Genomic DNA, 12,600 nt, shown 5'->3' with positions numbered 1-12,600 from the left:
ATGTATAGAATGCTATTAGTTGAGGATGAGCCTATTGTAAGACTTGCATTAAAGTCTTTAGTAGATTGGAATATTTATGGTTTTGATGAGGTTTTAGAGGCCGCAAATGGAAGCAAAGCTCTTGAAATAATTAAAGCTAGGAGCGATATTGATATTGTAATAACAGATATTAATATGCCTGTTATGAATGGCATTGAACTTATTGAGGAGAGCAGAAAGCTGGTCAGTGATATTGAATTTTTAGTTTTAAGTGCCTATGAAGATTATTCACTTGTAAGAAGGGCATTTAAGCTGGGAATACATGATTATATTTTAAAAACTGAAATGGAACCAGATAAAATTCTTAGAATGGTTCTTACGGCGGTAGAGGGTAAAAAAGAAAATGGCAAAAATAAGAGTATTGATAGAAATGAATTAGTTAGAAGATTAATATATGGAGGATTTACTAAGAAGGATTTAGAGAGTGGTGTATTAAGAATAAAAGGAGAAAACTTTATTTGCTGCTCCTTGCTTATTGATAGTTTTAAAACAGTTGAGAAAAGGTATGAAGATAGCGATATTAAAGAGCTTAAGACTTCAGTAAAAAATTCTGTTACTCAAATTTTTGAAACTGTAAATATGGGAGAAATTTATTCAATATCACCTGAAGAATATGCCATCATATTAACTTTTGACAATTCATCTATTGACAGTGTAAAGGAAAAATTATTAGAGATGATAAATAAAGTGAGACATGCCCTCTTAAATTTTTTAAACATAGAAGTAACTATTGGTATTAGCAAAGTTGGCAGAAATATTAAGGACATTAAATCTTTAATTGACGAAGCACAAAAAAATGCTAGATTTAGATTTATTTACGGTAAGGGAAAAAACATTTATCCTGAAAACGTAGAAGATTTAAATAAGATAAAGAAAAACAAAAAGAATAATGTTACTCAACAGATTGTTATGGAAATGAGTAAGGAAAATGGATTATTAGAAGCACTGGATAGGCTTGATGAAGAGAAGTGTTTAGAAGAGATGAAAAGAATTTTTAAATTAAATGAACTATCTTTAATAGGCGGAATTGAAAATATTTATATTTATTACTTAGAAATAGTATTAATGATAATTCAATATATAGTTAAGGATGAAGATAATAATATTGAAGATATTTTGGGCGAAGATTTAAATATCTATAGCGAGATAAGAAAATTTGATACTATATCAGAAATAGAAGACTGGATATTAATGATTCTGACAAGAGTTATTACATCTTTGAGAAAAATAAATCAAAGGGAGAATGAAGCAATTAAAAAGGCAAAGGATTTTATTCATAAGAATTATGGCGATAAAGTAACATTAGATATGATAAGCAAATCAATAGGATTTAGCAAAGCTTATTTTAGTAAGATATTTACTGTAGAAACAGGAGATAATTTTACTACATACTTAACTAGTGTAAGGATAGAAAAGGCTAAGGAACTTTTAAACAAAACTGATATGAAGATATATGAAATATGTGATAAAGTAGGTTATCCCAATATTGAACATTTTAGCAGAACATTTAAAAAGCATGTAGGAGTCAGTCCCAATCAATACAAAAATAATATCATAAGGAGGTAAAAGTCCTAAATGGACTTTTACGGGCAACCTGCGAGCGAAAGTGAGCGCGTTTAGGTTGCCCCATGGTCGAAGACAAAGTCCTAAATGGACTTTTACGGGGAACCTGCGAGCGAAAGCGAGCGCGTTTAGGTTGACCCGTGGTCGAAGACAAAGTCCTAAATGGACTTTAGCGGGTAATCTGCGAGCTGAGCGAGTGTTCAGGATTACCCAGTGTTTCGAGTGAAAGGAGGTTGAAGTCCTAAATGGACTTCAACGGGTAATCTGCGAGCTGAGCGAGTGTTCAAGATTACCCAGTGTTTCGAGTGAAAGGAGAAAATTCAGTAATGAAAGGATTACTTAACCTTGATGGTCCAGTATATAAATTTTGTATATTAGTCTATGAAACATTTATGCTAAATCTGTTATGGTTTTTAGGAAGCTTGCCAATAGTGACAATTGGAGTTTCTACCTCTGCATTATATTATGTTTATGGAAAAAAGATAAGAGGAAACAGCTATAATATATATAGTGATTTTATAAAGGGCTATAAGGAAGTTTTTAAGCAATCTCTGCCTATTGGATCGGTTATAACCATGATTTTATCCTTAAGTATTTATAATATATTTCAGCTGCATAAACTTGGCAGCGAATATATATGGCTAGAAAGCTTCCAATGGTTTATTGTACTTCAAATTCTACTAATAGGTGTCTTTATATTCCCTTTAACTGCAAGGTTTAATATGACATTATTAGATTTAATTAAAACTTCTGTAATATTGGCTTATAAGCATCTGTTTATTAGTGTGGCAGTTGTAGCAATTCTTATAGCATTAATACTATTTACAGCATTTAAGCCTTCCTTTGCCTTATTTTTAGTAGGTTTCTATACTCTGATTTCCACTTATCTAATTGAAAAAACTCTTAAAAAATTTATTAATTAGAAGAAGCTTAAGCTTATCTCTATTAAGAGAATAATATAAATCAAAAAAACATTAATTTATATCATTCAATAAAATAGTGGAAAAAATTAAAATATAAATATGAAGTCAAGGGGGGAAAAAAATGATTAAAAAAAATTTACTAAAAAAAGTAGGTCTAACTTTAGTGGGAATAACACTACTAAGCGCTTTTGCAGGGTGTTCAAAGTCACAGCCAACAGCAACAGCTGACAATAACAAAAAGGTAACTCTTAAATTGGCTCTTTGGGGAGAAGAAGACTATAAATATTTATCTGAAACTAATAAGCTAGCAGATGCTTATAAGAAAGATCATCCAAATGTAACAATTGAAATCGAACACATAGCACCAAAGGAATATGGCAATACAATGAAAATAAGAAATTCAGCCAATCAGCTGCCAGATGTATTTCCAATTCAACAAGCTCAATTAACTCTTTACGGTGATACAATGGTACCTTTAAATGATTTAAAAGCAACTCAAAATAACCTCTATGCCAATGAAACAAAGATTAAAGGCAATGTAATTGGAATACCGCAATCTGCATTTAATGAATTTGTTTATTACAATAAGAACATCTTCAAGGAGTATAACTTGCAAGTACCTAAAACTTGGGATGAATTTTTGAAGGTTTGCCAAACAATAAAAGATGGAAAGAAATATACACCACTATTAATAGGCGGCAAGGATGGATGGCCAGATTATCCATTTAATGAATATATGCCAATGCTTGAAGCGGGAGATGGACAATATTACAATAAGATGGCTACCCAAGATGCACCTTTTACAAAAGGACAACCATTTTACAATGCATATGAAAAAATCCAAAAGCTATATGATGTAAAGGTATCTGGAGATGATCCACTTGGCTATGGTTGGGATCAAGAAAGAGCTATGTTTGTAGCAGGAAAAGGTGCTATGATGGCAGCTGGATCCTGGTACAAAGGTGATTATAATCAAAATGGCGGAAAAGACGAGAATTTAGGAGTTTTCTTATTACCAACTAGAAATACAACTAGCGATCCATTCTATACTACTGCAATGACAGAGTTCTTCTGGGGAATTCCTAAGACTTGTAAAAATCAAAAGGAAGCAAAAGAATTCCTTGAATGGTTCTTTGGCAGTGATTACTATGCGAAATTAGTAGGTGCTTTACAACAAAAACCTACTGTTAAGGGTGTAAATTATGACGATAAGTTCTTTGCTCAAGCCTTTGAAGGTGTTGATGCTAAGCCAGTTACAGTTTTCTATGATGACAATTATAACAAGGTAATGAATGCTATGAAGTTTGACGTTAAGGGATTAGGTCAACAACAGATGGCAGGAAAAACTAGTTTAGATTCGATTATGAATGATTTAAATGCACAATGGAAAAAAGCAAGAGGTAACTAATAAGTAAAATAGTTAATTGAAGAAGAATAAGGTGCCTGAAAGCTACTTTATTCTTCTTTTAATTAATAGGCTAGGAGGCAGAATATGTTTAAAAATAATAAGTTAAAAATGCAGCAAAACTTAGTATTAGGAAGCTTTTTATTTATACCAACTATTTTAATATTATTATTTATGATATATCCACTTATAAAGTTAATAGGTTTAAGTTTTACAAATTGGGATGGATTGAGCCCAACATATAATTATGTAGGACTTAAAAATTTTAATAAGATAATCTTTGATTCCCCAGAGGTATGGGCAGCTTTAAAAAACAATGGAATATATTTTTTTGGACATTTGCTCTTTATTCCAATCGAATTATTTTTGGCGTTTTTATTAGACAACAGAGTTAGATACTGCAAGATGTTTAAGACAATTACATTCTTACCGTATATTATAAATGGAGTAGCAGTAGCATGTATGTTTACATTTCTATACAGCTCTCAAGATGGGGTACTAAATAGTATGCTTCAATTTTTCCACTTAAATAAAATTGGATGGCTTAGTGATCCAAGCATTGTAAATTATTCTCTTACTGGAGTTTCTTTATGGAGATTTTCAGGCATTCATATAATACTTTTTTTAGCAGCTTTTCAATCTCTTCCACCGGATATGATTGAAGCATCTTTTATTGATGGTGCTAATAGCTTTCAGCAATTTTACCGTATTGTACTGCCTAATATTAAGTCCGTAGTAGAAATAGTACTGTTCTTGAACGTAAGAGGGGCTCTGCAGGTATTTGATATCCCATATGTTATGACCAGCGGAGGTCCGAATCATGCTAGCGAAACCTTTACAGTACAGACAATAAATACAGCTTTTCAATATAATAACTTTGGATTGGCCTGCGCTATGGCTGCAGTGTTAATGGTAATAATTATAATATTCTCTATTATTCAAAAGAAATTATTTAATTTAAAGAGGTGATAAAATGGAAGCAAAGATTGAAACAAAGAAAAAAACTATCTTTAGCAGTACTAAGAAAAAAGTAAGCGGAGGGGAACTGCTAAAGTTATTTGTATTTATTTTTATAGCTGCAATAGTTATTTTACCAATGCTTATAACATTATTTGCATCTTTTAAAACCTTGCCTCAGATTGGATATGAATCAGCTATTAAACCACCAACCACTCTTTACCTTGAGAATTATAAGGATGTTTTTAAAAGCGGCCATGTGCTTGTAGGTTTTAAAAATTCCATGATACTAGTGGTAGCAGCTGTTGTTATAAATTCTTTGCTTAGTACAATGGTAGCATATTGCTTAACCCGATTTAATTTTAAGCTTAAAAAGGCATACTATGCTATTTTTTTAGTAGGAATGATAATTCCTGGTATTGTTACAGAAATATCAAGATTTGGTCTTATAACTAAGCTTCATGTTTATGATACTCTTTTGGCACCAATACTTATATATGCTGGTGCGGACTTAATGCAGATATATATATATAATCAATTTTTAGAGCAGATACCTGTTGCTGTAGACGAAAGTGCTATGATTGATGGAGCCTCCTACTTCACTATATATTGGAGGATAATTTTCCCAATGGTTATCCCTGCTACAGCAACCTTAGGCATACTTAAAGCTGTTGATGTATTAAATGATATGTATATTCCATTTTTATATATGCCAGGGGCCAACCATAAAACCTTAAGCACTTTGCTTTTCAATTTCATACAGGATCCAAGAACATCATCAGTACCAAAGCTCAGTGCAGCGGCGGTCATTGTTATGATTCCAACACTTGTAATATACTTTTTATTTCAAAAATACATTTTTAGCGGCATAGCAGCGGGTGCCGTAAAAGAATAATAATTCACAGGGGGGAAAAGCCCTAAATGGGCTTTTACGGGTGACCTAACGAGCGGCAGCGAGTTGTTTTTGGTCACTCAGGGATTTTCGATTGGAAGGAGAAAATATTTATGGAAACTTTAAATAAAGGCAGATTTACTTTACCAGCAGAAACAGGCATAGATAATGAGGTGAAAAGACTTATAGAAAAATGGGGTGCAGATGCTATCAGAAATAGTGATGGAACTGTACTTTCAAAGGAATTAATGGATATGGCAGTTAAGGTTTATACAACCTATTTAACTGTAAGAAATGATCAGCAATGGGCTTATTCCCATAAGGATCAATTACAGATGCAGTACTTAATGTCTAAACATAATACTGCAACAGCTGAAGTTTTAGAAATAAATCTCTTGGAAGGATATTTTAGCAAGCAATTTGAAATAGATAAAAATCATGATGTTAAAAGATATTGGGAAGTAATAGATAGATCTACTGGGGAGGTGCTGGAAGAGAACAACTGGTACTTTGACTGTGATAGGGAAATAGTAGCAATTACTAGCGCTAAAAAGTGGCATAGGTATACAGTAAGCTTTTTAGCATATCAGGTATGGGATACAACTCAAATGTACAATCATTTAACAAATAATTGGACTACACCACCAGAGATGCCTTATGATGCAATTCACGAAGAGACTAGAGAACGTATCTTTAACTATTTAGAAAATTGGCTTAAAGAAAATCCAAGTGTAGATGTTGTGAGGTTCACCACATTTTTCTATCATTTCACTATAGCTTATGATGACAAAGCTAAGGAAAAATTTGTTGATTGGTTTGGATATAGTGCAAGTGTGAGCCCTGAGGCAATAGATGAATTTGAAAAGGTAAAAGGCTACAAGCTGAGAGCAGAAGCTTTTGTTGACGAAGGATACTATAATTCCCCCTTTAGAGTGCCTTCTAAGGAATTTTTAGATTGGGTTGATTTTGTTCAAGGCTTTGTAGCTGAAAATGCTAAAAAATGTGTGGATTTATGCCACAGCTATGGAAAAGAAGCTATGATGTTCTTAGGAGACAACTGGATTGGAACAGAACCATACGGAGATTATTTTGGAAGTATTGGAGTAGATTCTGTAGTAGGTTCTGTAGGAAGCGGGGCAACATTAAGACTGATTTCAGATATTCCTCATGTTAAATATACAGAGGGAAGATTCCTTCCATACTTCTTCCCAGATACCTTTTATGAAGGTGGAAATCCTACAAAAGAAGCGGTAGAAAATTGGGTGCAAGCTAGAAGGGCTATACTAAGAAAACCAGTGGATAGAATGGGATATGGCGGATATTTAAGTCTTGCTCTTAAATTCCCTGACTTTGTAGATAAAGTAGAAGAGATTACTAATGAGTTCAGAGAAATTCATAATAGAATGAAGGGAACAAAAGCTTATACTGGAAAATTTAAGGTGGCTGTTCTTAATTCTTGGGGAAAGCTAAGAAGCTGGCAGTGCAACATGGTGGCACATGCATTATGGTATAAAAAAATATACTCTTATGTAGGAGTAATAGAATGCTTGAGTGGAATGCCTGTGGATGTAGTATTCATGAGCTTTGAGGATATAAAGAAAAATGGCATACCAGATGATATAAGTGTGATTATCAATGCTGGTGATGCTGGAACAGCGTGGTCAGGACGCAATTATTGGATAGAGGATGAAGTTACAGGTAAAATTAGAGAATGGGTATATAATGGCGGCGGATTCATTGGAGTAGGAGAGCCAACAGCATATCAGCACCAAGGAAGGTTTTTCCAGATGTCAGATATATTAGGCGTAGATAGGGAAATGGGCTACACACTAAGCTACACAAGACATGACAATGTTTATGATGGAAAGCACTTTATTCTAGAAGATCAACAGTCAGAAATAAACTTTGGTGAAGGAATGAAGTATGTTTATGCGGCTCAAGAAAACACTAAGATTCTTTCAATGGACAAAGGTGATATAAATCTTGCTGTAAATGAATTTGGCAATGGTAGAGCAGTGTATATTTCAGGACTTCCATATACACCAGAAAATGTGAGAATACTTCTTAGAGCAATTTATTGGGCGGCATCAAGAGAAGAAGAGATGTTTAACTGGTATACATCAAATTGCAATACAGAGTGCGCTGCATATTTGGAGGCAGGAAATGTGGCAGTGATAAATAACTCAGATAAAGAACAAGAAACAGAACTTTACACTGATAAAAATAATATTGAAAAGCTAACTCTTAATCCATATGAAATAAAATGGATTTCCACGGAAATTTTTTAAGATAATTATTAAGAACTCGAGATAGATGCTCGAGTTTTTATGCTATTAATAAAGCCTAAATGTTAACACGGGGCAACTTAAACTCAGGCAGTGCCCATAGCTAAGTTGCCCATGAAAAATCATTTAGACTTTTCATCTATATAGAAAGTAATAATCTAATTACATTGAGCTGTCCCATAAGTCTTTGAAGATTAGACATTATTGGACAGCTCAATGTAAAGATTATTAATACTTTCTATATATCTTCGCTCAAACAATACAAGATTCTTAATGGCTTTATAAATCTTTTAGTTAAAGTCTTATTGCTGCTCGCTCAAATATTTCCACGAATTCAAATAACACGCTGGGCTTAGTCGCTTTGCTACAGTACTTTTTTAATTACCGAATATTTTTTCAGAACTGCCGTCTAGACTCACCCTATAAAGCATCGGTCCGCTTTGACTGGAGACGGTGCAAAATAAATACTCATCAGTTATATAAATATATTGTATATAATCTATTGTACTTACTGAAGATAGCCGGCTTGTAGTATTATTTGTAAGCCTTTTAAGATTGCTTCCATCGGTTTTTAGTCTATATATATTTTGAATGTCATTATTTATGTTTTGCTCCCCGCTTTGAAAGCTGACATATATATAGCCATTGGATATGTTAAAAGTTGATACAGGCATGTTTAAAATCTTTGCTTTTGAACTTCCATCAATTTTTGCTTTATATAAATTATAGTTGTCAGAAACATTTGTATAGTAAATCCAATCTCCATCTATTATAGATTGCATAACATTATCAGTAGTTATTTTAGAACGATCTGAGCCATCAAACTTAACTTTGTAAATAGAGCAGTACTCCGGTTGTGTACCAGTAGCTTTAGTATCTATATTGGAGTAATAAATATAGTTATCCTTAACAAAAAGTATGCTTCTAATATTACCTTCAATAATAGGTCTTTGCCCGCTGCCATCAGTTTTTATTTTATATAGGCCAACAGGTGAGAAGTAATAAATCCAATCTTCTACAACTATAAATTGATAAGCGCTGTCCATAGTAACTTTTGTTTTTTCTGTTCCATCATTTTTTATCTTATAGATGCTGCTTTGGTTATCCGGGTCTATGTAATATATCCACTCTCCAACTACATTAATTGAGATAATTCCACTATTTTCTGAAATGAGCTTTAACCCTGTCTCACCATCCTTCATAGCCCTATATAAGTTTTTACATATACGACTATTATTACTTTCAGGGTAACTAAAATAAATCCACTTTCCTTGGGAGGCAAACAGAGCAAAATTAGCAAGGTTTCCGGAAGTATTTCCAATATCGTTTATCTTTGTATCCACCATAGTTATATCCTGTTTATTGTTTTTATTTTCTTCCGGTTTTGCAGCAGAAGAATTTTGATCAGAAGAAGGCTTAGTGGAAGTTGCTTCATTATTTTTTGCAGTTTCTTTTTTTTCAATCTTTGCATTAGCTTCAGCACTTGTTTTCTTATCCGATTTTAATGAAGTCCTAACAGCAATGAAAGAAAGTACAGCAATAACTGCTAGTCCATATACTAAATATTTTTTATATTTCACGTGAATCTCCCCCAAATTCTTATAACCTTAAATTACCATATACTTATTATACAACGAAAGAATTATAAATACTATTCTGAAAACTATGAATATAAATTAAAGTATAGTATATTATTTAACTGAAATTTAACCTGTTATTACTAGCCTATAAATTTAGTTTATAGTATAATGGTGTTGATTTATGGAACAGATGAAAAAGAAGTTGAATTAGAGGTTTATGGCTTTTAAAGATTATCTGCAAATCAAATGACAGGCTATATTGCAGATTGTTTTAAACGAAGGGAGAAAGAGAATGATTGAGTTTATAGTCAATTGGGCGGTAGCAGTGCTTGGAAAGTTTGGATATTTTGGAGTTGCAGGCTTAATGGCATTAGAAAGTGCATGTATTCCAATTCCAAGTGAGGCAATTCTTCCTTTTGGAGGATATTTGGCTTCGACGGCAAACACAGGAAATCGCCTTAATTTATTTTGGGTAATTATTTGGGGTACACTGGGAGGTACATTAGGCTCAGTATTATGTTATTATCTAGGAGCTTTAGGCGGAAGGCCTTTGGTTGATAAATATGCTGATAAGCTTAGACTTAAAAAGTCACATATAGAAATGAGCGACAAGTATTTTCAAAAGTATGGAGAGAAGATTGCATTTTACTCAAGACTTCTTCCTATAATAAGAACTTTTATATCACTTCCTGCTGGATTAAGCAAAATGGATATTAGAAAGTTTGCTGCTTATACTTTCTTTGGCTCTTTATTATGGAGTGTAGTACTAGGATACGCAGGATACTATATGGGAGAAAATTGGGAACAGATAAGAGGCTGGCTTCACATACTTGATTATGTAGTAATAGCTGCGGTTGCAGGCTTGATAATTTACTTTGTATTCTTTAAAAAGAAAAAGAAAGCAAAACTTTAAGCAGAATAAGTTTATATGACAAATGGCAGCTTACGATATGTAAGCTGCCATTTGTTTAAGCAGTTTCTGTATTTTCTTTTGGAAGGGTATTTGGTGTTTCAACCTTGCTTTCTTCAAGTTTAACAGCTACAGGTATATTAGTCTTATTTTCATCAGGATTTGGAGCTACCGGTTTAGAAGCAGGAGCAGCCGCAGCCGCTGCCGGCTTAGGTGATGCCGGCTTTGCAGCAGGTACAGGAACTTCAACCTTATGATGTACAAATTCCTTATCCTCTGCAGCATGTCTTCTATCGTTATTCATGCTTATAGACTTCTTAGGGCAGGCGCTTACACATTCTCCGCAGATTATACATCTATAAGCATCTAATTCCCAAAAGCCTTCTTTTCTATCTACTGTGATAGCATCTGCAGGACAGCGTCGTGCACAAATGCTGCAAAGTATACAGGTGTCAGGGTTTAATACTATTCTTCCTCTTGAACGTTCAAAGGCTGGTCTTTCAGCACTTAATGGGAAGAGTCTTGTTTTCTTCTTGTTAAAAAGGTTTCTTGTTATTAACTGAAGCATATTTGCCATAATCTCACCTCCGTTACCTCTCTGTACAACTGATACATGGATCGATTGTAAGTACTAGTACTGGTACGTCCTGAAGTTTGCTTCCTGGAAGCATTTTTAATAGAGAAGGTATGTTTGCAAAGGTAGGAGTCCTGATTTTTAATCTCTCCAGGTTCTTAGTACCATTTGCTTTAATATAGTATATTGCTTCTCCTCTAGGCTGTTCCAGTCTTGAAATTGTTTCTCCCTTAGGGAAACCTTTTACAGGAACTGCTATATCTCCAGAAGGCATTTTAGCAATTGCCTGTCTTATAAGGTCAAAGGCTTGATATATTTCTTTAACTCTTACTATGCATCTTGCATAAGAATCCCCAGCATTTTCAACAACAGGCTCAAAGTCTAAATTCTTGTAAGCACTGTAGCCGGTAGCTCTTAAATCATATTTAATTCCGCTTCCTCTAGCCATAGGACCTACAACAGCATACTGCTCAGCATCCTGCTTTGTAAGTATTCCAACTCCAACAAGCCTTTGCTTAACTGTATAGCTGTCGAAGAATACTTTTTCAACATCCTTCATTTCTTTTTCAAGGTCATCAACAGTTGAAAGAATAATCTTCATCTGCTCCTCTGTAATGTCTTTAGTTGTTCCACCAACCTTGTTAGCAGAAATTATAACTCTGTTTCCAGTGGTCATTTCCATTAAATCTAGTATTTTTTCTCTGTATTTCCAAGTCTCCATGAAAAGACTCTCAAAGCCAAAGGCATCTGCAAGAAGTCCAAGCCATAAAAAGTGACTTTGAAGTCTGCCTATTTCAGCCCAAATTACTCTTAAATATTCTGCTCTTTCTGGTATTTGTATATTCATTATATTTTCAATACCTCTGACATAAGCCATAGAGTGCATGAAACTGCAGATACCACAAACTCTTTCAACTATATATACAGATTGGTTAAAATCCTTAAGCTCTGCCATTTTTTCAAGGCCCCTGTGTACATAGCCAATGGAAGGAAGGGCTTCAACAACTTTTTCATCTTCCATAACAAGCTTTAACTGTATTGGTTCAGGTAAAACAGGGTGCTGTGGTCCAAAAGGAATAACTGTTCTTGCCATAACTTTACGCCTCCTTATTGTCTTTCTTTGCAAGCATTGGAGTTTCAGGCGCCTTATCAGAAAGCATAAGGTGTCCTTTATAATCAATTAAAAGTCCTTCAAAATTAAAGCCATATAAATCTTTATATTCATTTTCAATTAAAAGTGCAGAAGGATATATTGAAGATACGCTTTTTATAACATCTTCCGGTTTTATTAAAATTCTAATATGACTCATCTCATAGTTTAAATCAAAGTGGTATGTGAGTTCATAATCTTCGCCTTCTTTTTCACAGGTAACAGCCACAAATCTATGTCCATAAAGTTTTTTGTTGTTTACAGCTTCTCGGATATTATCCTTATCTACTGTGATTAAGTTATCTAACATATAAAGTCCCCC

At 33.7% G+C, this 12,600-nt stretch carries 11 protein-coding genes; 7 read left to right on the top strand and 4 right to left on the bottom strand.

What is annotated here, in order from left to right:
* The 6 genes from JK636_RS09465 to gnpA all read left to right on the top strand — a co-directional run bounded on the left by JK636_RS09465 (window position 1) and on the right by gnpA (window position 8,067).
* Window positions 1-1,605, top strand: a complete 1,605-nt coding sequence (locus JK636_RS09465) for a response regulator transcription factor (RefSeq protein WP_202748576.1) — start codon at window positions 1-3, stop codon at window positions 1,603-1,605.
* 323 nt (window positions 1,606-1,928) lie between these two features.
* Window positions 1,929-2,525: a YesL family protein gene (locus tag JK636_RS09460; RefSeq protein WP_202748575.1), complete on the top strand. Its 597-nt coding sequence runs from the start codon at window positions 1,929-1,931 to the stop codon at window positions 2,523-2,525.
* 121 nt (window positions 2,526-2,646) lie between these two features.
* Window positions 2,647-3,933, top strand: coding sequence for an ABC transporter substrate-binding protein (locus JK636_RS09455; RefSeq protein WP_202748574.1), 1,287 nt, complete (start codon window positions 2,647-2,649; stop codon window positions 3,931-3,933).
* Window positions 3,934-4,017: 84 nt separating this feature from the next.
* Window positions 4,018-4,899, top strand: a complete 882-nt coding sequence (locus tag JK636_RS09450) for a carbohydrate ABC transporter permease (RefSeq protein ID WP_202748573.1) — start codon at window positions 4,018-4,020, stop codon at window positions 4,897-4,899.
* Between the two features lie 4 nt (window positions 4,900-4,903).
* Window positions 4,904-5,782, top strand: a complete 879-nt coding sequence (locus tag JK636_RS09445) for a carbohydrate ABC transporter permease (RefSeq protein WP_202748572.1) — start codon at window positions 4,904-4,906, stop codon at window positions 5,780-5,782.
* Between the two features lie 110 nt (window positions 5,783-5,892).
* Complete coding sequence (gnpA, locus tag JK636_RS09440; protein WP_202748571.1) at window positions 5,893-8,067, top strand: 1,3-beta-galactosyl-N-acetylhexosamine phosphorylase; 2,175 nt, start codon at window positions 5,893-5,895, stop codon at window positions 8,065-8,067.
* Between the two features lie 374 nt (window positions 8,068-8,441).
* Here the strand turns inward: gnpA and JK636_RS09435 are convergent, their stop codons facing one another.
* Window positions 8,442-9,644: a DUF5050 domain-containing protein gene (locus tag JK636_RS09435; protein WP_202748570.1), complete on the bottom strand. Its 1,203-nt coding sequence runs from the start codon at window positions 9,642-9,644 to the stop codon at window positions 8,442-8,444.
* Between the two features lie 292 nt (window positions 9,645-9,936).
* Between JK636_RS09435 and JK636_RS09430 the strand changes: the two genes are divergently transcribed.
* Window positions 9,937-10,557 (top strand): DedA family protein, encoded by a 621-nt coding sequence (locus JK636_RS09430; protein WP_202748569.1) that lies wholly within the window; start codon window positions 9,937-9,939, stop codon window positions 10,555-10,557.
* A gap of 55 nt (window positions 10,558-10,612) precedes the next feature.
* On the opposite strand, the gene JK636_RS09425 is transcribed toward JK636_RS09430, so the two are convergent.
* From JK636_RS09425 to JK636_RS09415, 3 genes are read right to left on the bottom strand one after another with little or no spacing between them, the layout of a single operon-like run.
* Window positions 10,613-11,131 (bottom strand): 4Fe-4S dicluster domain-containing protein, encoded by a 519-nt coding sequence (locus JK636_RS09425; protein ID WP_202748568.1) that lies wholly within the window; start codon window positions 11,129-11,131, stop codon window positions 10,613-10,615.
* Window positions 11,132-11,144: 13 nt separating this feature from the next.
* Window positions 11,145-12,221: a hydrogenase large subunit gene (locus JK636_RS09420; protein ID WP_202748567.1), complete on the bottom strand. Its 1,077-nt coding sequence runs from the start codon at window positions 12,219-12,221 to the stop codon at window positions 11,145-11,147.
* Window positions 12,222-12,225: 4 nt separating this feature from the next.
* Window positions 12,226-12,588 (bottom strand): NADH-quinone oxidoreductase subunit C, encoded by a 363-nt coding sequence (locus tag JK636_RS09415; RefSeq protein WP_202748566.1) that lies wholly within the window; start codon window positions 12,586-12,588, stop codon window positions 12,226-12,228.
* Window positions 12,589-12,600 lie beyond the last annotated feature (12 nt).

This window comes from Clostridium rhizosphaerae, assembly GCF_016765585.1.
In the GTDB taxonomy this organism is placed as follows: domain Bacteria; phylum Bacillota; class Clostridia; order Clostridiales; family Clostridiaceae; genus Clostridium_AT; species Clostridium_AT rhizosphaerae.
Note: the sequence above shows the minus strand (reverse complement) of the source record. Positions and strands in the feature narration are given on the sequence as shown.

What these genes read in the sequence shown, in the direction of transcription:
- gnpA (WP_202748571.1), top strand. Translation starts at nt 5,893, where the DNA reads ATGGAAACTTTAAATAAAGGCAGATTTACTTTACCAGCAGAAACAGGC.
- JK636_RS09415 (WP_202748566.1), bottom strand. Translation starts at nt 12,588, where the DNA reads ATGTTAGATAACTTAATCACAGTAGATAAGGATAATATCCGAGAAGCT.
- JK636_RS09445 (WP_202748572.1), top strand. Translation starts at nt 4,904, where the DNA reads ATGGAAGCAAAGATTGAAACAAAGAAAAAAACTATCTTTAGCAGTACT.
- JK636_RS09465 (WP_202748576.1), top strand. Translation starts at nt 1, where the DNA reads ATGTATAGAATGCTATTAGTTGAGGATGAGCCTATTGTAAGACTTGCA.
- JK636_RS09420 (WP_202748567.1), bottom strand. Translation starts at nt 12,221, where the DNA reads ATGGCAAGAACAGTTATTCCTTTTGGACCACAGCACCCTGTTTTACCT.
- JK636_RS09430 (WP_202748569.1), top strand. Translation starts at nt 9,937, where the DNA reads ATGATTGAGTTTATAGTCAATTGGGCGGTAGCAGTGCTTGGAAAGTTT.
- JK636_RS09455 (WP_202748574.1), top strand. Translation starts at nt 2,647, where the DNA reads ATGATTAAAAAAAATTTACTAAAAAAAGTAGGTCTAACTTTAGTGGGA.
- JK636_RS09460 (WP_202748575.1), top strand. Translation starts at nt 1,929, where the DNA reads ATGAAAGGATTACTTAACCTTGATGGTCCAGTATATAAATTTTGTATA.
- JK636_RS09425 (WP_202748568.1), bottom strand. Translation starts at nt 11,131, where the DNA reads ATGGCAAATATGCTTCAGTTAATAACAAGAAACCTTTTTAACAAGAAG.
- JK636_RS09450 (WP_202748573.1), top strand. Translation starts at nt 4,018, where the DNA reads ATGTTTAAAAATAATAAGTTAAAAATGCAGCAAAACTTAGTATTAGGA.